This is a genomic window from Cyclobacterium xiamenense (assembly GCF_900109255.1).
Lineage (GTDB): Bacteria > Bacteroidota > Bacteroidia > Cytophagales > Cyclobacteriaceae > Cyclobacterium > Cyclobacterium xiamenense.
In genome coordinates, this window is the sequence record NZ_FNZH01000003.1 from 15,908 (window position 1) to 35,812 (window position 19,905).

16 protein-coding genes are annotated in these 19,905 nt (G+C 50.2%); 6 read left to right on the top strand and 10 right to left on the bottom strand.

Features of this window, described 5'->3' with window-relative positions; translation table 11 throughout:
* Position 1 precedes the first annotated feature (1 nt).
* Both nusA and BMW71_RS09565 read right to left on the bottom strand, forming a co-directional pair.
* Positions 2–1,246, bottom strand: a complete 1,245-nt coding sequence (gene nusA, locus BMW71_RS09560) for a transcription termination factor NusA (protein ID WP_092172876.1) — start codon at positions 1,244–1,246, stop codon at positions 2–4.
* A 5-nt stretch (positions 1,247–1,251) separates the two neighbouring features.
* Positions 1,252–1,722, bottom strand: coding sequence for a ribosome maturation factor RimP (locus BMW71_RS09565; RefSeq protein WP_092172879.1), 471 nt, complete (start codon positions 1,720–1,722; stop codon positions 1,252–1,254).
* 157 nt (positions 1,723–1,879) lie between these two features.
* On the opposite strand from BMW71_RS09565, the gene cysS reads away from it, so the two are divergent.
* From cysS to BMW71_RS09585, 4 genes are all read left to right on the top strand, one after another.
* Complete coding sequence (gene cysS, locus BMW71_RS09570) at positions 1,880–3,373, top strand: cysteine--tRNA ligase (protein WP_092172882.1); 1,494 nt, start codon at positions 1,880–1,882, stop codon at positions 3,371–3,373.
* Entirely contained in the window at positions 3,363–4,346 is a 984-nt protein-coding gene (locus tag BMW71_RS09575) for a M28 family peptidase (RefSeq protein ID WP_092172885.1), read from the top strand. Before cysS ends, BMW71_RS09575 begins: the two co-directional genes overlap by 11 nt.
* Before the next feature lie 23 nt (positions 4,347–4,369).
* The gene (galK, locus tag BMW71_RS09580) at positions 4,370–5,527 is read left to right on the top strand and encodes a galactokinase (protein ID WP_092172888.1); all 1,158 of its coding nucleotides are present in this window, start codon (positions 4,370–4,372) and stop codon (positions 5,525–5,527) included.
* A 93-nt stretch (positions 5,528–5,620) separates the two neighbouring features.
* Positions 5,621–7,072: a sialate O-acetylesterase gene (locus BMW71_RS09585; RefSeq protein WP_092172891.1), complete on the top strand. Its 1,452-nt coding sequence runs from the start codon at positions 5,621–5,623 to the stop codon at positions 7,070–7,072.
* Positions 7,073–7,151: 79 nt separating this feature from the next.
* On the opposite strand, the gene phnW is transcribed toward BMW71_RS09585, so the two are convergent.
* Positions 7,152–8,249: a 2-aminoethylphosphonate--pyruvate transaminase gene (phnW, locus tag BMW71_RS09590; protein ID WP_092172894.1), complete on the bottom strand. Its 1,098-nt coding sequence runs from the start codon at positions 8,247–8,249 to the stop codon at positions 7,152–7,154.
* Positions 8,250–8,358: 109 nt separating this feature from the next.
* Between phnW and BMW71_RS09595 the strand changes: the two genes are divergently transcribed.
* Positions 8,359–9,102 carry a hypothetical protein gene (locus BMW71_RS09595; RefSeq protein ID WP_092172897.1) on the top strand — a complete coding sequence of 248 codons (744 nt, stop codon included), beginning with the start codon at positions 8,359–8,361 and terminating at the stop codon, positions 9,100–9,102.
* Between the two features lie 2 nt (positions 9,103–9,104).
* On the opposite strand, the gene egtD is transcribed toward BMW71_RS09595, so the two are convergent.
* From egtD to BMW71_RS09625, 6 genes are all read right to left on the bottom strand, one after another.
* Positions 9,105–10,037, bottom strand: coding sequence for an L-histidine N(alpha)-methyltransferase (gene egtD, locus BMW71_RS09600; RefSeq protein ID WP_092172900.1), 933 nt, complete (start codon positions 10,035–10,037; stop codon positions 9,105–9,107).
* Positions 10,034–11,218 (bottom strand): ergothioneine biosynthesis protein EgtB, encoded by a 1,185-nt coding sequence (gene egtB / locus BMW71_RS09605; protein WP_092172903.1) that lies wholly within the window; start codon positions 11,216–11,218, stop codon positions 10,034–10,036. The genes egtD and egtB overlap by 4 nt, the downstream gene beginning before the upstream one ends.
* A gap of 141 nt (positions 11,219–11,359) precedes the next feature.
* Positions 11,360–11,935 carry a RidA family protein gene (locus tag BMW71_RS09610; protein WP_092172906.1) on the bottom strand — a complete coding sequence of 192 codons (576 nt, stop codon included), beginning with the start codon at positions 11,933–11,935 and terminating at the stop codon, positions 11,360–11,362.
* A 69-nt stretch (positions 11,936–12,004) separates the two neighbouring features.
* On the bottom strand, positions 12,005–13,618 hold the full coding sequence (locus BMW71_RS09615; RefSeq protein WP_092172909.1) for an aminotransferase class V-fold PLP-dependent enzyme: 1,614 nt from the start codon (positions 13,616–13,618) through the stop codon (positions 12,005–12,007).
* Positions 13,600–14,847 (bottom strand): amidohydrolase/deacetylase family metallohydrolase, encoded by a 1,248-nt coding sequence (locus BMW71_RS09620; protein ID WP_092172911.1) that lies wholly within the window; start codon positions 14,845–14,847, stop codon positions 13,600–13,602. Before BMW71_RS09620 ends, BMW71_RS09615 begins: the two co-directional genes overlap by 19 nt.
* A 10-nt stretch (positions 14,848–14,857) precedes the next feature.
* A complete protein-coding gene (locus tag BMW71_RS09625) occupies positions 14,858–16,147 on the bottom strand; it encodes an amidohydrolase/deacetylase family metallohydrolase (RefSeq protein ID WP_244891137.1) in 1,290 nt (429 codons plus the stop codon).
* 194 nt (positions 16,148–16,341) lie between these two features.
* On the opposite strand from BMW71_RS09625, the gene BMW71_RS09630 reads away from it, so the two are divergent.
* Positions 16,342–17,628: an Nramp family divalent metal transporter gene (locus BMW71_RS09630; RefSeq protein WP_092172915.1), complete on the top strand. Its 1,287-nt coding sequence runs from the start codon at positions 16,342–16,344 to the stop codon at positions 17,626–17,628.
* 10 nt (positions 17,629–17,638) lie between these two features.
* Here BMW71_RS09630 and BMW71_RS09635 read toward each other — a convergent pair whose 3' ends face one another.
* Positions 17,639–19,384, bottom strand: a complete 1,746-nt coding sequence (locus tag BMW71_RS09635) for a PQQ-dependent sugar dehydrogenase (RefSeq protein WP_092172918.1) — start codon at positions 19,382–19,384, stop codon at positions 17,639–17,641.
* Between the last annotated feature and the right edge of the window lie 521 nt (positions 19,385–19,905).

The window sequence follows — 19,905 nt, forward strand, 5'->3', positions numbered from 1 at the left end:
GCTATTCAAATTCCTGTTTTAATATTTTAAATACATCGTCAATCGTTTCTTCTTCCAGTTCGGTTCGCCGCAATAGGTCTTCTTTGGTCAAGGCCAATACGCTTTTTGCCGTATCAAGCCCTGTTTTTTTCAATTCGTCTATTACCCAATCCTCAATTTCGTCAGAAAATTCGGACAAATCCACATCTTCCTCTTCTTCGTAATCGGATAACTCTCTGAAAACATCGATTTCATAGCCCACCAGACGGCTGGCAAGCCGAATGTTGAAACCGCCTTTGCCGATGGCCAGGGACACCTGATCGGGTTTGAGGTATACCGATATCCGCTTGTCCTCTTCGCTAACTTGCAGGGAAGACACCTTTGCAGGGCTCAGGGCTCGGGACACGTACAGATCAAGGTTATCCGTGTAGTTAATGACGTCAATATTCTCATTCTGCAATTCCCGTACCACGGCGTGAATTCGGCTGCCTTTCATTCCCACGCAAGCCCCAACCGGATCAATTCGGTCATCGTAGGATTCCACCGCCACCTTTGCTCGTTCGCCGGGCTCCCGAACAATTTTCTTGATGGTGATGAGTCCGTCGTATACTTCCGGCACTTCGTTTTCAAACAGACGCTCCAAAAAGATGGGAGACGTTCGGGACAAAATGATCCGTGGGTTGCCATTGATCATTTCTACCTTGTGTACAATGGCCCGTACACTGTCTCCTTTCCGAAAGCGATCCTTCGGAATCTGCTCGGATTTGGGCATGATCAGCTCGTTCCCCTCTCCATCCATTAATAGGATCTCTCTTCCCAGGATTTGGTATACTTCCGCACTGATGATTTCCCCAACCAATTCCTCGTACTGCTGAAAGAGCAAGTCCTTTTCCAGATCCTTGATCCGTTGGATGAGGGTTTGGCGAGCCATCATGACGGCTCTTCTTCCAAAATCCTCCAATTCCACCTTTTCGTACGTTTCTTCTCCGATTTCAAAATCGGGTTCAATTTTCTTTGCCTCAGACAAACTAATTTTGTCGTAATCCCAGATGTCTTCCGAGTTATCGTCTACAATTTCTCTGATCCGAACGATCTCCAGATCTCCTTTGTCAGCATTGATGATCACATCAAAATTTTCATCTGTTTCGTACTTTTTGCGAATCATTGCCCGAAAAACATCTTCCAGAATACGGATCATTGTTGGTCGGTCCACATTTTTCGATCTTGCAAACTCAGCAAATGATTCAATCAGAACTTTAGCATCCATTGTTTTTATTTGAAAGAGACTACTACTATAGATTTCCTTATTTGGTCAAAGGGGAGGAAAATCGCTTCTTCTACCGCCTTTTTACCTTTTTCTTTTTTCGTTACCAGGAGCTGAATACCTCGTTGGTCTACCTCGCTGAGTTTCCCCTCAAGCGTTTCGCCATTGTCTCGTGTAATCTTCAAGGTGCGCCCGATATTTTTTTGGTACTGCCTTCGCGAACTCAACGGAAAATCCACTCCCGGAGAAGAGACTTCCATGACATACGCTGAATCCATGAGCTCTTTGGCCTCGATTTCATCCCCTACCGCTCTACTGACCAGTGCGCAGGTTTCAATCGTGATACCCTGATCCGCATCGATGAGGATATGCAAGGATTTTTTGGGTCCTTTTTCCACGATTTGGATGTCCACTACAAAGTGGCTGGCATCGGGAAGGTGTTTTTCCACTATTTCCTCTATCGTTTGCCTCAAATTCATATCTTTTTGCTTACTTGCTCCAAGGGCTCCCCTCCAAAATGATTCATAATGAAAGAGGGGACTGCCTGTCCCCTCTGTGATCACTAACGAATTCTAGTACAAATGTAATAAAATTATTTTCCTAAAAAAAGTATTGAAAGTTTGATAAATTTGCCTCATGCATTCAAAAAAATTAAAAATATACAATACCCTATCCAGAAATAAAGTCTTTTTTGAGCCACTCAAACCGCCGCATGTGGGCATGTACGTCTGCGGTCCCACGGTATATGGCGATGCGCACCTGGGGCATGCTCGGGCTGCGATCACTTTCGATGTGGTCTACCGGTACCTGAGCTATCTGGGCTATAAGGTACGCTATGTACGAAATATCACCGATGTGGGGCATCTGGAGGCGGATGCCGACGAGGGTGAGGATAAAATTGCAAAAAAAGCCAAACTGGAGCAGCTCGAACCCATGGAAGTGGCCCAACAATACGCCACCTCTTATCACCGGGATATGGAACTGCTTAACACCATCCGCCCAAGCATCGAACCCCGGGCCACCGGACATATCCCGGAACAAATTCGGCTAGTGGAGCAGATTCTCGACGAAGGCCTGGCCTATGAGGTGAATGGGAGCGTATACTTCGATGTACTGGCTTACAACGAAATCAAAAAGTACGGCCGGCTGTCTGGAAGGGTGGTCGAAGAGCTCATGAGTGGCAGTCGGGAGCTGGACGGCCAATCCGAAAAGCGAAACCCGCTGGATTTTGCCCTTTGGAAGAAGGCAAGCCCGGAACACCTCATGAAATGGGAATCCCCCTGGAGCCTGGGGTTTCCCGGATGGCATCTGGAATGCACCGCCATGAGTTCAAAATACCTGGGAAGCCAATTTGACATCCATGGTGGCGGGATGGACCTGATGTTTCCCCACCACGAATGTGAAATCGCTCAGGGTAACGCCTGCAACCATACCGATCCGGCCAAGTATTGGTTGCACAACAACATGATCACCATCAACGGCCAGAAAATGGGCAAGTCCCTCGGCAATTTTATTACCCTGCAGCAGCTGTTTCAGGGAAACCACGAGCGCCTGGAACAGCCCTACAGCCCCATGACCGTCCGGTATTTTATACTGACCGCCCATTACCGGTCCACCCTGGACTTTTCAAATCAAGCGTTGCAGGCTGCGCAAAAAGGGTATAAAAAACTCATCAATGGGTACCGGATTGCCAGAAGCCTGGTATATCAGGAAGATGCCACAATGAGCACTGACGAAAAGCAGGTTGGACAGATTCGGCAAAGTATCGACGCAGCCTTTGCCTCCATGGATGATGATTTTAACACCGCCCAGGCGACCGGCCATTTGTTTAATTTGTTGAAAAAAATAAACAGCCTGTATACCGGACAGTTGCAGGCCGCTCAGTTGGGTGAAAAGGTATTTGAGGAGCTCATCCAGACATTTTGTACGTTTGTTTCTGACATTCTGGGGTTGCAGGAAGAAAAAGGAGACCATCAGGAGCAATTATTGCAGGTCATATTGGATTTGTATGGCGGTGCGAAAACTGCCCGTGACTACCAGAAAGTGGACCAAATCCGGGCTGGGCTAAAGGCCGCCGGCCTGATTATTAAAGACATGAAAGAGAAAATCGATTGGGGATATGAAGAATAGTACGCGCCTGGTGCTCCTGATACTGCTTTTGTGGTCTTGTGGAGATCGACAAGTCACGGAAGAAACATCAACAACGGAATTTACGGCAAAAGCCTATCCACCCTTTAATGCCGATTCCGCCTATGCGTTTATTGAACAGCAGGTAGCCTTTGGGCCGCGGGTTCCCAATACCCCAGCCCACCGGGAAACCGGCGATTGGTTGGTTGAAAAACTGGAGGGTTATGGCTTTTCGGTGACGGAGCAGGAATTCACTGCCCAGGCCTATGATGGCAAAAATCTGGAACTGACGAACATCATCGGGAGTTACCGGCCCGAAGCGACCAAGCGCATTTTGTTGGCGGCTCATTGGGATACCCGCCGGATTGCGGACAAGGATACCGAACGGATTGATGAACCCATCGATGGAGCAAATGACGGCGGCAGCGGGGTGGGCGTGCTACTGGAGATCGCCCGGGTATTGCATACCGATAGCCTACAGCCAGCAGTAGGGGTGGATATCGTGTTTTTTGACGGAGAAGACGACGGAGAGCCCGAACACCAAAACTTTCGGGATACCAGCCAGATCTGGTGGTGTCTGGGCTCCCAGCATTGGTCCAAAAATCCCCATCAAAAAGGATACACGGCCTATTACGGAATATTGCTGGACATGGTAGGCGGAAGAAATGCGCGGTTTTACAAAGAAGGCTATTCCATGCAATATGCCAAAAACCTGGTGGACCGCGTTTGGAATTATGCGCACCGCCTGGGCCATGGTGATTTTTTCCCCATGCGGCGATCGGAAGCCATCACGGATGACCACCTGTTTGTCAATCAGGATGCCAATATTCCCATGATCAATATCATCGAATACAGTCCGGACTTTGGATTTAGCCACTACCACCACACCCATGATGATAGCATGGAATTGATCGATAAAAAGACCCTTTCGGTGGTAGGCCAAACCGTTTTGTTTACCCTTTACCAGGAAGATTAACCCCTCCGAAAACCGCCATTTTTATGTCCCTTCCCCAGTTGATTCGCAGCACCTTTCTTGAAAAATACGGTTCGGAGCCCTTGCTGATTCGATCTCCGGGACGGATCAATCTCATCGGCGAACATACCGATTATAACGAAGGCTTTGTGTTACCGGCAGCCATTGACAAATACATTTACCTGGGTTTCGCAAAAAATGCTTCTGGGACTTGCCGGATTTATTCCCTGGATTTCGAAGAAGAGCAAATCTTTACGCTGGAGGAATTGAAGCCCCGGAATGGCTGGATCAACTTTGTCATGGGAGTGGCTGCCCAGTTTGTGGGAGCGGGGTATGTACTGGAGGGGTTCGATTGTGTATTTGGAGGCGATATTCCGATCGGTGCCGGCTTGTCGTCCTCCGCAGCGCTGGAAAACGGTGTGGGACTGGGATTGTCGGAGTTATTTGCGCTGCGCATCGAGAAGCTGGATCTGGTCCGGTATTCGCAACAGGCGGAGCACGATTTTGCGGGCGTTAAGTGCGGGATCATGGACATGTTCGCGTCTATGATGGGTAAAAAGGAGCAGGCCCTGCGGCTGGATTGTCGTTCGTTGGACTTTGCATACTTTCCGGTAGACCTGGGAAACTATCAGTGGCTGTTGTGCGATTCCGGGGTTTCCCATTCGTTGGCCGATTCGGCGTATAACAAACGTCGCGAGGAATGCAGGCAGGGAGTAGCGCTGGTGCAAGCACACCACCCCAACGTCAGTAGTCTTCGCGATGTGGATGCCGAGCAGTTGAAACTACTCAAAGATCAACTGCCGGGTACCGTTTTTCGACGTTGTTCCTACGTAATCCAGGAAAACGAGCGAGTAATTCAAAGCTGCGAGGCATTGGAACAAAATGACCTGGATCGTTTTGGCGCCTACCTGTATCGGTCACACGAGGGGCTTTCCCAGGACTACGAGGTGAGTTGCCCGGAACTTGACTTCCTGGTTGATTTCACCCGGGACTTGTCAGAGGTTGCCGGGTCCCGCATGATGGGAGGCGGCTTTGGTGGCTGCACCTTGAACCTGGTGAAAAAATCCGCCAGTCAATTTTTTACTGAAAAAATTTCGGCAGCCTACCAAAATCGATTTGGCATACAGCTTAAAGCCTACGAAGTGAATGTGGTGGATGGCACCAAACGCCATTTCCTACATTAAAAAAATTGGCTACCTACCGGATAACACGCACTTTTTGATTAAAAACACGTATCTTATCGGATGTTTTTTCTACTAAACTAAATCCAGATAACAATGAAAAAAATTGGGATGCTTATCGCGCTCTGCCTGTGGATGTTTCAGGTACAGGCCGAGCTGAAATTACCGCGGGTATTTGCCGATCACATGGTTTTGCAACGAGGGCAGGAGATTCCCGTTTGGGGTACGGCAGACCCCAGGCAACGGGTGATTGTCAGCTTTCAAGGGAAGGAATACCGGGTAAGGGCGGATAAAGCCGGCGCCTGGGAGCTCAAAATGGATGCACTTCCCAAAGGCGGCCCCTACACACTATCGGTGAGCACGCCCAAAGAATCCCTTGCCTACGAAAACGTCATGATGGGTGACGTGTGGTTGCTGGGAGGACAATCCAACATGGAGTGGGCCTTAAAAAACACCAATAACGGAGAAGACAGCATCAAGGTAGCCAATTACCCAAACATCCGGTTGTTTGAGGTGGGGCGAAACATGAGCCTGCAACCCCTCGACGACGTGGCAGAAGCCAAATGGTCCATTTGCACGCCGGCTTCCGTCGAAAATTTTTCTGCAATCGGGTATTATTTTGCGCGGCGAATGCAGGTAGATTTGGACGTTCCTATCGGCTTGTTGGATATCAATTGGGGGGGAACCGTTTCCGAAGCCTGGACGAGCGCAGAAGCGCTGGCCTCCCACGAAGATTTTAGCCAGCGAATCGCTACGAACCAGGCGGAAGGTCCCAGCGATTTCTCCGATCCCGAAGTCCGAAGACCGAACAACTGGCCCACGAGCCTGTATTATGGCATGCTGGAGCCGGTGATTCCCTTTGCCATCAAAGGTGCCCTTTGGTACCAGGGCGAGTCCAATGCCGGCAGGGCCTACCAATACCGGGAGATCTTTCCGCTGATGATCCAAGACTGGCGGCAACAATGGGGACAGGGAGATTTCCCTTTTATCTGGGTGCAATTGGCAAATTTCAAGCAGCCCAAAGAAAATCCCGAAGACAGCGATTGGGCGGAGTTGCGGGAGGCCCAGAGCATGACTCTTTCCCTTCCCAATACCGCACAAGCGGTCATTATTGACAAGGGCGAAGCAGACGATATCCATCCCAGGGACAAATGGACCGTCGCCGAAAGGCTCGCCTTGGCGGCAAAAAAAGTGGCCTTCGGCATGGACCTGGTCTATAGCGGCCCTACCTTCAAATCCATGGAGATCCAGGGCGATCGGATCCGGGTCAGTTTTGATCACCTGGGTTCCGGGCTGTGGGTTAAAGATAAATACGGGTACGTAAAAGGCTTCGCTGTCGCAGGCGATGACAAGGAATTTCACTGGGTGAAAGGATACCAGGATGGAAATCAAGTCGTTTTGGAAACCGGAGATATCGCGCAACCGGTCGCAGTACGATACGGCTGGGCGGACAATCCGGATGATGTCAATCTGTACAACAAGGAAGGACTACCCGCCAATCCGTTTCGAACGGACGACTGGGAAGGGATTACTTACGGCAAAAAATAAAGTCGAAAGATCTTAGTCCAAATAGTGTCCGGGGAGTTCCAAAAGCAAAGCATTTCATCCCCGGACACTCCATGTTAATTTACCAAAATTTTATTTTTTCTACTGCCGCTACCAGGCGGTGAATGTCCGCTGGAAAGACATGTCCGATATGTCCGATTCTGAAGGTAGGTGCTTGCGAAACCTTTCCCGGATAAATAACAAAGCCCTCGGATTTCAATAAGTGGTACAGTTTTTCAAAGGAAAAACCGGGATTTTCAGGCTCATGGAAGGCCGTTATGATAGGTGATTGGTCCTCAGCAGAAAGGAAAGCCCGAATTCCCGCATTTTCCATTCCCCGAATCAGGATTTCGTGATTCAACCGGTACCGTTGATACCTCGCTGCTACGCCACCTTCCTCTTCCAGCTCTTGCAAAGCCTGCAAAAACGCCCGAACGGTATGGGTTGGGGAAGTAAACCGCCATTTGCCCTGGTTTTCCTCCATGGTTTTCCATTGATCGACCAGGTCCAGTGAATGGCTTTTTGAGTTTCCTTCGCAACCTTGGAGACGGGTGCGGTCGGCGAGCACAAAACCAAATCCCGGAACGCCCTGTATGCATTTATTGGCACTGCTGATGAGAAAGTCGATCTTTGGCGAACGCACATCCAGGGGAATGCCACCAAAACTGCTCATGGCATCCAGAATAAAGATCTTTTCCCATTTGCTTGCCAGATCCGCGATGGGCGCGTACCGGTTGAGCATACCGGTGGTGGTTTCGCAATGCACCATGCCCAGGTGACTGATTTCCGGATGTTCCTGCAAGGTTTTTTCCACTACCTTTGGGTCCGGCTGGCTTCCTTCTGGAAACGTTAGTACACGCAAATTGGCCCCCATTTGAGACGCGATCCGAGCCATTCGCTTTCCGTAAGCCCCATTTGAAATTACCAACAACGTACTGTCCGGTTTCAGACAGGTCCAAAGAACAGCCTCCACCGAAAACGTCCCGCTCCCCTGCATTAAAACGGAAGTATACGCGGATCCCCCCTGGCTCAATTCTACTAATCTGGCTCGGATTTTCTGTACGAGACTATTGTAGTCGGAGTCCCAGGTGCACCAGTCGCGGTTCATGGCCGCACGCACGGTCCTGCTGGTACTCAAGGGTCCGGGAGTAAGCAATAAATAGGGGTTTTCTGGTATCATCTTGAAGGTATTAGGCAAACATACGGATGCGAAAGATAAGCTTTCCGCCCAACAATTTCAGGAATCTGACTTAAATTTGTACCTTCCTCGGTGAACAGTTTACAATACCATGGATGATTTTATTTCAGGCATTCACAATTATTGTGACCGTTGGTGTGAACGATGCGTTTATACCGACAGGTGCAGGGTTTTTGCCACGGATAGAGAAGACCGGCAGGTAGCCAAAAGTGATCCGAAATGGGAAACATCTCTGGAACCTATTACCAAGACCCTGCAAGAGGCCATAAAACTGCTAAATAAAATGGCCAGGGAAAAGGGCATTGACCTGACAAAAACGGATGCGGGATTTGAGAAAGAGCGGGCGGAACAGAAAACGGCGGTAGAAAAGCATCCCTTGACAAAAAAGTCCCTGGCTTATTTGGATCTTTCGCGGCAATGGCTGGAACAAGGACAGGTAAAGAGCTGCATGGATATGATTTTTAAGGAGGTGGAGCTGGGGAAACGAACGATGCAGGAAGGAGAAAGGGATATATTGCGGGTAAGGGAAAGCCTGGAAGTAATTCGCTGGTACCAACATTTTATTGTTGCAAAAAGCCATCGGGCATTGATGGGAAAAGAGGGAGACTATGACAAGCAGCTTCCTGAGAAGGAGCGGGGTTACAATGGTACTGCCAAAATAACACGGATAGCCATCGAACGCTCCTTGCAGGCTTGGGCGACGCTGCTGGGATTTTTTGAAGAAGAGGAAAGTGCCCTGTTCAGGGTAATGGCAGCTCTCCAGCAAGTACAGGAGCAATTGGCACAGACATTTCCAAATATGGACCTTTTTGTGAGGCCCGGATTCGATGAGTAGGCTTATACCACAAAAAGGCTGATGCTGAAATAATCACGGCTATCGGTAAAATGCTGCACGGAACGAAAGCCGGCGTTCTCGCGGATGTTTTCCAGGTCATCCAAGCTGTATTTCTGGGACACTTCCATGTGAATGGGTTCAAATGCCTTAAAATCGATGGTGTGTCCCGCCACCCGGACCTGTTGGGCCTGCTTGCTGATCAGGTAACTGGTCGTGGCTCCAGAGACGGGATTGTAGCTGGCATAGTGGTCAAAATTAGCGGGAGTAAAGTTTGCTCCCAGTTCCCGGTTGATCCGGTCAAGTAGGTTTAGGTTAAATTGTTTGGTAATGCCGGCTGCATCGTCGTAGGCGGCCAGAATGGTTCGGGGGTTTTTCTTCAGGTCCACACCCAGCAGGAAGTGGTCTCCCTCGTTTAGGTACTTTTTGACAAAAGAAATAAATTCCAGGGCCTTTTCACCTTCAAAATTTCCAATGTTGGAGCCTAAAAACAAAATGATTTTGGGAGTTTTTCGTGTTTTTATGCTTTCCAGGGTATGGAAGTAGTCCCCTGGTATCGGTTCTACGGCCAGCTCCGGGATCCGTTGTTTCATAAAGTCCCGGTTGAATTCCAAAATGTCAGGAGAAATGTCCAATGGGAGGTAGCGAATGGTTTTTCCAGCCCGAATAAGGGCTTCCAGAAAGAGGGCGGTTTTGGTGCCATCTCCTGCCCCCAACTCGACCACCTCGTAGTTCGCTAGTGGTAGCTCTTTGAGGAGTTCGCTGGACTTTTGCTTTAAAATAGCGGTTTCGCAGGCCGGGAGGTAATATTCGGGTAGCTGCATGATTTGCTGAAAAAGCGCGGATCCTTTTTCATCGTAGAAATACTTGGAAAACAGTTTTTTCGGGGATGCGTTGAGTCCTTCGACCACGTCTTTTTCGAATGCAGTAGGCTTCATAGGGAATCGGCAAGTCTGATACCTGAAAAAATCCATCGGGAGGGAGGAGCAAAAAAGTTTCGGTAGCTGTTCCGGCTATGGTCCGCCGCGGTGGCCACGGATGCGCCCCTCAGTACCTGCTGGTTTACCATAAATTTGCCGTTGTATTCCCCCAAGGCGCCGGGAGCCTTATGAAAGCCGGGGTAGGGGAGGTAGGCACTGCCGGTCCATTCCCAGACCTGTCCCCAGGAAAACTGCTCCGCAGCGGCTTCCCATTCAAACTCGGTAGGCAGTCTTTTTCCCTGCCATTCCGCAAATGCAAAGGCTTCGTAAAAACTTATGTGTTGGACGGGGGCCGTAGGATCTACGGGAACCAGCCCGTTCAACGTGTATTGCAGCCATTGTCCGTCCTGCTGGTGCCAGTACAGCGGCGCTGTCAGTTGATTGACTTTCAAGAAATCCCAGCCATCGGCATGCCATAGATTAAAATCCGAATAGGCACCGGATGCAATAAACTCCATGTATTCGCCATTGGTTACCAATTTGTTGGCAATCCGGTAGGGCTCCAGAAAGACCCGGTGCCGGGCCAACTCGTTGTCGTAGCAAAAGCCGTCTCCCTGGTAGCCAATCGAATAAATCCCTTCTTCCATGGGAACCCAGTTGAATTCCTGTTTTTCCGCCTGTAGGCCGAAGGCCTCCCCGTAAACCGGAAAGGTGGGTTGGTGGCCCAGTATGTATTTGATGTCGTAGACCAGTAGTTCCTGGTGTTGTTGCTCGTGGTGAATGCCCAGCGTAAGGATCTCCAGGGCCCTGGCAGCTGTGCTTCTGGAGGAAATAAAGTCCGTGACTGCCTGGGTTACGTGCGAACGGTAGTTCAAGACTTCCTGTACGGGAGGACGGCTCATCAGGCCCCTGTTGGGCCGCAGGATGCGCTTCCCGGCATTGTTGTAGTAGCTGTTGAATAGGTACGCGAAATCGGTATCGTAAACCCGGTAATCCGGATTGAAGGGACCCAGAAGAAACTGCTCAAAAAACCAGGTGGTGTGTGCCAGATGCCATTTTGGAGGAGAGACATCGACCATGGGCTGGGGTACATGGTCTTCCGGTGTTAGGGGAGCGCAGATTTGCTCCGTTTGGTGCCGACAGTCTTGAAATTGCCGAAGGAGGGTTTGTAAGGTGGATTCCGTTTGGATGGGTTTCATTGGCATACAATGACTGAGGTTTTTGGTAGCTGTTACGGATTTACCCAAACCAAAGCCAGGCGGGAACGTATGCGTACTCCCCGCCTGATTTGTTTTTAGGAAGGCTTAAATTTAGTACCCTTCGTTAGAATATGAAATCAATTACTCATAAAGTTCGACGATCATGTCGATTTCCACCGCGATATTGTTGGGTAGTGAACTCATACCGATTGCGGCCCGGGCATGCTTGCCCTTTTCGCCAAAAACCTCTACCATCAGGTCTGAAAAACCGTTGATTACCTGGGAGTGTTGCTTAAATGACGGATCGGCATTGACCATGCCTTGCGCGCGTACGATATTCTTCACGCGGTTGAGGTCGCCTATTTCGGCCTTTAGAGAAGAAAGCAGGGAGATACCGGTAAACCGCGCAGCTTCGATCCCTTCTTCCAATTCCAATTCCGAGCCCAATTTGCCGATTACCTGACTGCCATCGGGTCGATCCGGTCCATGTCCGGCCAGGTACACCAAATTCCCAACGGTTTTGGCCTTGAGGTAATTGGCCGTGGGCGGGTTGGGCAGGATCAGCTCGATGCCCAGATCGCGAAGGCGTTGCTCGGCGTCCAGGCCGTCACTCTTCTGTTGCGTAGGAGCGGGGTCTTCCTGTACCTCAGAGGTCGGTTGCGTGCAGGAAAAGAGTGTCAGGATTGACAATGACAGGAATAATGCATAGTTTTTCATACAATTACTGGTTTTAAAGGTGGTGAAATCCGGTCATTTTGGGTGAATGGTTCGTTTCTTTCATGCTGCTTACGTGGCCAGTGGAGGGCCAGACGGAACCATGATTCGTTCTCTTCTTAGCTGCGTTCCGGACTTTTTGGCGTTGAAACGAGCGGTTAGGTACTCTCCCATGAATACTTCTCCCTCCAGGCTTTCTCCCTGAAGCTTGCCGGTAAACATGTAGACCACCGAGTCGCCCGGTTTTCGGAAATTGCTTCGAAGGATAACCTTGTCTCCTTCGATACTTCCGTAGATGTCTTGCTTGGCGAAATCACTCATGTGTGTGCCGTTTAGCCAGTTCTCGTCCTGACTCAAGACCCACTGATGGGTACTTTTGCTGCTAAAGAAAGTCATTTCCACTTCCCAACTGCCACTGAGATCTCCAACCGGCGGGATCAGCGACTTGTCCGGAGCTTTTCGTTTTTCCGATAGTGTTTGGTGAATCCGGTCGGCGACTACTTTGGCTTCGCCCGCCTGCATTTGGTTGGGGCTGATGGTGATGGAGGTATGCCCGTCCTGATTACGACTTCCCACGGCTATGCGTGGAGGGGTGCGACCAAAGCGCTCGGCCACTTCTTCGCCCGTTATCCGCAGCTGCTCCGGATCCCACAAGATTTGCAGCATGGGAGCTCGGTTGTTTAGGTCGAAGGGCTGGTTGATCTGAAAGCTGACCCCCTTGACCTTGGTTGCGCGGTCGGCGATCTGATTGAGCCATTCCATCCAGGTATCCCATTCTTTTTCGTGGTCACGGGTGGTCCAGGCTTCCACAGCGGCAAGCATGCCCAGCATTTCTTCCTTGCCCACTTTATTGTCTCGCCCTGGCCCATGATGAGGGGAGCTGGCCTGCCAGGCAGAAAGCATCAGGTCTTTTCTTCCCAATAACAGTCCGGCACACTGCGGTCCGCAAATGGCCTTTCCTCCGCTGTATGCCACCATGGTAGCGCCTCTTTCAAAGTGAACACAGGGAATCGTCAGATTTTCGGCAGCGGCATCCATTAGTATGGGTACCTCTTGGTCTTTGGCGATTCGGGCAATGTTCTCAAGTGACAGCGGCTGTCCGGTAGCCGCTCCTCTCCCCGAGATCAGGTAGATCATTGCCGTTTTGGGATTAATGGCACGCTCCAATTCCTCGGGGCTATTGACTTCCACGATGGTCACTCCGACGTTTCGCACCGCGTGGTCGTAGACGTTACGCGAGTGTCGGGGAACGATCACTTCGGTTTTCTCCATTCCGGAGAGATCCGGGATACGCAGGAGTTTTTCCGGATTACCTCCTGTGACGCAGGCTGCGGTGGCGTGTTTCATGGCTGCTGCACAGCCAGCGGTGATGATGCCAAATTCCGCCTTGGTGATTTCCGCCAGCCTTTCTCCGATTGCAAAGGCCAATTCATCGTATTGTACAAAGTTTTTTCCCGCCGCCGCCATGGCCTGATGCACCTCGGGTCGCTCGATGGAGCCACCGATGATGGTAAAGGTGCCCCGGCAGTTGATGATGGGCTCCACACCCAGGGAGCGGTAAATGTTTTCGTCAAGGGCCAGTGGACCGGTAGGCTTTTTTCGCTTTTCCAGTAAGGGCGACATGCCCATTAGGCTTCCACCTACGGGCAGTATGGCCAGGTTTTTAATCATTTCTCGTCTATCCATAACATGTTTTCGTTATACGTTTTTGCTGTCAGACCATTCAGGTCGTACACGACCTTGCCACCTTTCATGGTCAGCTCTGCTTCCAATTTGTATTTACCGGCAATCCGGTTTCCGGCAGCGTCAACGAAGCCGAATTCGCCTTCGTGCAGTTTCAGTAGGGCCAAATCCGCTACTGCTCCTTCGCTCAAATGCCCCAGGTCTGGTCGTTGTATGGCTTGGGCTGCCTGCCAGGAAGCCCGTTTGATGACTTCTTCCGTTTCCATACCCATGGCAATGAATTTGGACATCACATTCAGGATATTTTTCATTCCCGCGTTCATGCTAAACCGGTGCAGGTCTGTGCCGAAAGTATGGGGGACAAGGCCTTGCCGCAGGGCAGGAATGGCCTGACTAAACCAGAACCCGGCTCCGCCATGCCCCACATCGAAGATGATTCCCCGTTCGTAGGCCGTTTGTACGAAGGGTCGCAAGCGGCCTTTTTCATCGACGATGGGCATGCGCTCGTCGATCTCCTCAAAACTGTGGGTCAGGATATCTCCAGGCCGCATTTTTTCGAGCTGTTCGGCGAGGGTGTACTGCGGTAAATGGCATTCCACCAATAGCGGTTTTTTGGCCGTTTCTGCAGCCAGCAGCGCCCGGTCAAAGGGTAACCATTCCTCACCTGTGTAGTGGCCTATTTTTATGCCAACCAAATGATCCGGATACTTCTGGATCATTTTCACAGCCATTTCGGCATCCATGTCTTCCAGGTTTTCCTGGCTGGGATTGCCGCTCATGCCAGAACCGGCAATGTTTAAGAAGGCCAATACCCGGGTTTGGGAGGCGTCAATGACGTTTTTTTTGAAGGTCTCAAAGTTTCTCCACCCGGAAGTACCGGCATCCACTACCGTGGTGACGCCCGAGCGAAACGAAAAGTCATCCGGCGAAACGCTGGAAAAACCATCCGCAAAGGTACGCGCCTTACTGCCTACAAATACGTGGGTGTGCGTATCGATGAGGCCTGGACATAGAATCAGCCCGGAAGCATCGATTACTTTTTTTGCCCGGCTGGGATCGATGGAGGGTGCGACCTGCGCAATTTTTCCGTTCGCCATTCCCAGATCCAAGGTATCCTGCCGGGCATTTCTGGCATCGATCAGGTACGCGTTCTGGATCAATAGGTCAAATTCCTGACCGAAAAGGGGGATACCAAGGGTCATCCCAAGGAAAAACAGAACGCAATGCTTCATTCGTAGTGGGTTATCGGTTGCTAAGTTCGGATTCCCAGTAGGGTGCGCTCATACCATTTAGATCCCAGACAATTCTGCCTGCCCGCAAGGTGAGTTCGGTTTCCAATCGCTTATCTCCATCGATTTTTGTTCGCCGGATGTCCTGAAAGCCAAAGTTTCCTTCCACCAGGCGAAATACCGCAATGTCTGCTTCTGACCCTACGTCCAGGTTTCCCAAATCCTTTCGATTGATTACCTGGGCGGGCATCCAGGTGGCTCGTTCGATCACCTCTTCCAGGCTCAGTCCCATATTCATAAATTTGGACAATAGGTTGGCCATGTCTTTAAAGCCTCCATTCATGCTGTCTTTGTGCAGGTCTGAACTGATCACATCCGGTAAAAAGCCCTGCTTGATGGCGGGAATGGCTTGCCGAAAAGAAAAGGCACCGCCTCCATGGCCCACATCGAAGCGAATTCCTTTCTCCTGCGCCTGAAGAATAAAGGGTTTTAGTTTCAGCTGCTCATCTACTATGGTCTCCCGGTTGGCGGGTCCGTAGGAAAAGGTATGGGTAAAAATATCGCCCGGCCGCAGGTGTTCCATAAATAAGGATTCAATGGAATTAGGGGGTTGGTGCTCGCCAAAATCAACCATCACAGGTACCTGGGCCAGCTTTCCCGCTTCTACGGCGATGTCTACCTGGGTAAAATCTCCCCAGTAATGAGCGGATTTAATACCGACCAGGATGTCCGGATACAAGCGGCGAATCATGTTCGCCGTCATGGTCGGATTCATGTCCATCACATCTTGCTCTTCATACCTTCCGTACATGCCGGTGCCTACGATGTTTAAAAAAGCCAGTACCCGGGTTTGCGCCCGGTCGATGGTTTGTTTTTTGAACTGGCGGAAATTTCGCCATCCGGAAGACCCGGCATCGACCACGGTGGTAACGCCGGAGCGGAAGGTGAACCCATCTGGCGGAAGGCTGGTCAGACCATTGGCAATGTAAGAATCCGTATCGGCCCCGTGAAATACGTGTACATGCATGTCTACCAGCCCCGGCGTAAGGTACAATCCTTTAATGTCCAGGACTTTTTTTGCTGCACTGGCAGGAATGTTTTTTTCGACTTTTACGATCGTCTTGCCAGTGATGCCCAGGTCCATGGGTTCGTTAATCCCATTTTTGGGATCCAGTACGTGACCACCTTTTAGCAGCAGGTCAATGTCCTGTGCAAGGACCGACGTCGATAAAAACGGCAGCAATACGACAAGCACTTGCAGGCTGCGGCGCAGGGTATCGATAGAGAAGAGGAGTGCGTTCAAGGAGAAATGGATTTTGGGTGTAACAAGCAATTAACGGTGGAATTTCTAACGAGAAGTACGGAAATATTGCAAAAAAAAATGTTTTAACAAAGCCCTATTTTATAAATTGACAGGCAAAAAGGACTTTCGCTTTTTATTGAGGATAAAAATAGTCAAATTAACGGCTTGCAAACCGAATTATATCCCGTCCTGCTATGAACACAGCAAATAATACACCCAAAAAGAACCTTCTGCAAAAAGTTTGGCTTTGGATGCTTGGAATTGGGCCTGGAATTTTCTGCATTGGCTACACGATTGGTACCGGTAGCGTCACATCCATGGCCAAGGCTGGCAGCCAATTTGGGATGCAGTTGCTCTGGGTATTGGTGCTCAGCTGCGTGTTTTCCTGGGTGCTGATGGAAGCCTATGGAAGGTACGCCGTTATCACCGGCCAAACGTCCATTTATAGCTTCAAAACCAAACTAAAGGGAGGGAAATGGATTTCTATCCTGGTGGTGGGAGGCATCATTTTGGCGCAGTGGAACTCCCTTTCCGGTATCCTGGGTTTGAGTGCCAACGCTATTTACGAGATGGTTGTGTTGTTTTTTCCGGGCGTTTCGGGAGATTCCTATTGGCCGGTGCTGGGCATTGCCATTGGGTTGATCGTCTTAATGTATGCCTTGCTGTTGGTGGGCCAGTATTCGTTTTTCGAAAAGGTATTGATCGTGTTTGTGACGGTAATGGGGATCTCGTTCATCATTTCCATGTTTGTGGTATTGCCGGACCCGGGGCAAATGCTTGCTGGACTTGTCCCCTCTGTTCCAGATGTGGCGGGCGGAAAACTCCTGGTAGCGGCTTTCGTGGGGACTACCATGGCAGCTCCTACCTTCGTTGTACGGCCCTTGTTGATGAAGGGAAAAGGCTGGGGCCCTAGCCATACGGCCGAACAATCCAAAGATGCCTGGATAAGCGCATTGCTTATGCTGGTTATTAACTTGTCGATCATGGCAGCTGCCACCGGGGCGCTGTATGCGGAAGGTAAGACCATCGAAAAAGTTATGGACATGGTGTACACCCTGGAGCCGGTGGCAGGGAAATTTGCCGTGGCCCTCTTTATGACCGGAGCGCTGAGTGCCGGTCTCTCGTCTGTTTTTCCGATCCTGATGGTGGCCCCGCTGTTGGTGGCCGATTACAAAGAGGGAGAACTGGATACGCGTTCCCGCCGATTCAAAATATTGACGGGATTTGCCTGCCTGGTTGGGCTAACGGTTCCTATCTTGGGAGCAAATCCAATTTTTGCCCAAATAGTAACACAGGTGGCGGCGGTATTCGTATTGCCGCTGGTGATTGCCTGCATGCTTTACCTTATCAATCAAAAACAGCTGATGGGCACCCATCGCGCAGGCATCTGGCTCAATCTGGGCCTGGTAGCATCTTTGGTTTTTGCCTGCATCATTTCCTACACGGGGTATTTGGCGTTGATGGAATTGGTCAGGGGGTAATTCCCAGTTTCTACGGAGTATCGGAGCGCAGGGTGGCTACCTCTTCGGGCAGGACTGCACCGGCCTGATTGCCGAAATTCTCCCGGATAAAGGTGAGTACACTTGCAATTTGTGTATCGTCGAGGAATCCATGGGCTGGCATGACGTTGTCGTATCGTTCGCCGTTCACTTCTATTTCCCCATCCAATCCCTGAAGTACGATCCGAATCAGGCGTTCTTTGTCACCCGAGACCCATTCGGTCTGGTGGAGTCCGGGTATTCTTCCGCTGGCTCCTTTTCCATCCCGCTGGTGACAGGGTGCGCAATAGGTGGAATAGACTTTATTTCCAGTTGGCTGTTGCCCTCGGTCGAGGTTGTCTTTTTCCGGATCGGGTCTGCGTACATTTGGCAGTAGTTTTTGCTCCTCCATGGCGGCGAGTTGTGCATCCCCAAAATTGGTTTTATCTCCGGTGTACAGAATGCGCCAGATTCGTCCTTTGTTGGAATCCGAAATGTAGAGCGAGCCGTCCGGGCCTTCGGCGAGTCCCATGGGGCGAAATTCGGCATCACTTACGTTGACGATGGGGTCGGTTCCTGCAAATCCATTGGCGAAAACTTCCCATTCCCCGGTGGCTTGTCCGTTTTCAAAAGGGACAAAGGCCACAAAATAGCCGGACTGTGGATAGGGGGCTCTGTTGGTGGACCCGTGGAAGGCGACAAAAGCCCCTCCCTTGTACCGTTCCGGAAACTGATCGCCTTTATAAAACAGCAAATCGTTGGGAGCCCAGTGACCCGGAAAACCCATCACCGGATCGTCCATCCCTTCACACCTCCCGGTTATTTTTCCATCCCCCCCGTATTCGGGAGCCAGCACTTTTTTCCCTTGTATATGGTCGTAATAGCAATAGGGCCAGCCGTAATCTCCCCCTTCTCGTACCCGGATAAATTCCTCCGACGGCAAAACCGCGCTCTCCCAGGGGGTAAATGTTTCGGGATACAACAGGTGCAGGTTGTCCCGGCCATGCATGAGCAGGTACAGTTCTTCGTCTTCGGGATGGTAATCCATGGCTACTACGCTGCGAATACCGGTCGCATACAATTCACCATCCTTTTGGGTCATACCCAGTTTGTCTTTCGGAAACTTCCATACCCCGCCGTGTTCGATTAGTTCGGGGCAGGGGTCCAAGCCCTCGGAGCCCGGTATGCCCCCCGGTTTATTCACCAGGTCCTGGCAGGCATTGGAGGGGCTGCCGAAGGGAACGTATAAGTTGCCTTCGTTGTCAAAGGACATCGGTTTGGTGATGTGCCAGTGAATCCCATGTTCGTGGTCATCGGTCAGCACAACCTCCATCGGGCTGTCGGGCACCAATTTTCCCGGCACCAGGCGGTTTCGGTACACCACGCGTGCCGCACTGTAATACAGGTAACCCTCGTGAATGCGCATGCCGTTTGCCAGGCTCCCCTCGTCTTTGTACGCACCGAAATAAGAAATGATATCTGCTTTGCCATCTCCCGTGGTATCCCGCAAGGCTACGTTGCTACCGGTCTCTTTGGCGTAGCGCAATTTTACATAAATATCCCCATTATCATTGACGGCTAGATGCCTTCCCCTTCCGATGCTGTCAACCACGACCAGGGCTCCAAATCCTTCCGGCAGCGTGAGTCCGCCATTGTTGGCATCGGCAGGTGGAAGGGATGGATGGCAGGAGGAAAGAAAAAAAATCAAATTTACCAGGTAGAAAAAACAGCAGGAGGATGAATAAGTGCGGTGACTCATAAGAGGTATAGCAAATTTTAAGCGGTATTTAGTAAAAATTGCGGAGTAATACAATAGAAGGTTATGCGAAACGAAAAAAATTGGAATTATACAATGAAAACAGGTTGTTTCGGAGCCGGTAGATGCTTTCGAAAACGAAATAAGTACTGTTTTTTACCGGAAAGTGCAGGCATATTGTTTGACAAAACACGCTTGACTTGGAGAAAATTTCCTGCTTGTATTTTTGTGGGTTTGAATATCTTCAAAATGGATATGACTGAAAATTGAAAATTATTATTTCAAAGGTAAATGGGTTGCTTGTAAATCAAATTTTCCTTAATATTAGCACCAAAATCACCCCGAGCTAGCCATCCTATCAGACCTTATTGCGGAAGATTTGTGTAAAAATCAGATTCGTAGGAATAAGAATGATGCAAAAAAACGTCAAGTTGTTACGAAGTTGTTTTCGGAACGTTTCCGGAAAGGTACTGTTGATCTCCGACAGTGATGATTATAGTTAAACTATTGGAATACATTCCAAG

What these genes read in the sequence shown, in the direction of transcription:
- BMW71_RS09630 (WP_092172915.1), top strand. Translation starts at nt 16,342, where the DNA reads ATGAACACAGCAAATAATACACCCAAAAAGAACCTTCTGCAAAAAGTT.
- BMW71_RS09635 (WP_092172918.1), bottom strand. Translation starts at nt 19,384, where the DNA reads ATGAGTCACCGCACTTATTCATCCTCCTGCTGTTTTTTCTACCTGGTA.
- phnW (WP_092172894.1), bottom strand. Translation starts at nt 8,249, where the DNA reads ATGATACCAGAAAACCCCTATTTATTGCTTACTCCCGGACCCTTGAGT.
- nusA (WP_092172876.1), bottom strand. Translation starts at nt 1,246, where the DNA reads ATGGATGCTAAAGTTCTGATTGAATCATTTGCTGAGTTTGCAAGATCG.
- BMW71_RS09620 (WP_092172911.1), bottom strand. Translation starts at nt 14,847, where the DNA reads ATGAAGCATTGCGTTCTGTTTTTCCTTGGGATGACCCTTGGTATCCCC.
- galK (WP_092172888.1), top strand. Translation starts at nt 4,370, where the DNA reads ATGTCCCTTCCCCAGTTGATTCGCAGCACCTTTCTTGAAAAATACGGT.
- BMW71_RS09610 (WP_092172906.1), bottom strand. Translation starts at nt 11,935, where the DNA reads ATGAAAAACTATGCATTATTCCTGTCATTGTCAATCCTGACACTCTTT.
- BMW71_RS09565 (WP_092172879.1), bottom strand. Translation starts at nt 1,722, where the DNA reads ATGAATTTGAGGCAAACGATAGAGGAAATAGTGGAAAAACACCTTCCC.
- BMW71_RS09585 (WP_092172891.1), top strand. Translation starts at nt 5,621, where the DNA reads ATGAAAAAAATTGGGATGCTTATCGCGCTCTGCCTGTGGATGTTTCAG.
- BMW71_RS09575 (WP_092172885.1), top strand. Translation starts at nt 3,363, where the DNA reads ATGAAGAATAGTACGCGCCTGGTGCTCCTGATACTGCTTTTGTGGTCT.
- egtD (WP_092172900.1), bottom strand. Translation starts at nt 10,037, where the DNA reads ATGAAGCCTACTGCATTCGAAAAAGACGTGGTCGAAGGACTCAACGCA.
- BMW71_RS09595 (WP_092172897.1), top strand. Translation starts at nt 8,359, where the DNA reads ATGGATGATTTTATTTCAGGCATTCACAATTATTGTGACCGTTGGTGT.
- cysS (WP_092172882.1), top strand. Translation starts at nt 1,880, where the DNA reads ATGCATTCAAAAAAATTAAAAATATACAATACCCTATCCAGAAATAAA.
- egtB (WP_092172903.1), bottom strand. Translation starts at nt 11,218, where the DNA reads ATGAAACCCATCCAAACGGAATCCACCTTACAAACCCTCCTTCGGCAA.
- BMW71_RS09615 (WP_092172909.1), bottom strand. Translation starts at nt 13,618, where the DNA reads ATGGATAGACGAGAAATGATTAAAAACCTGGCCATACTGCCCGTAGGT.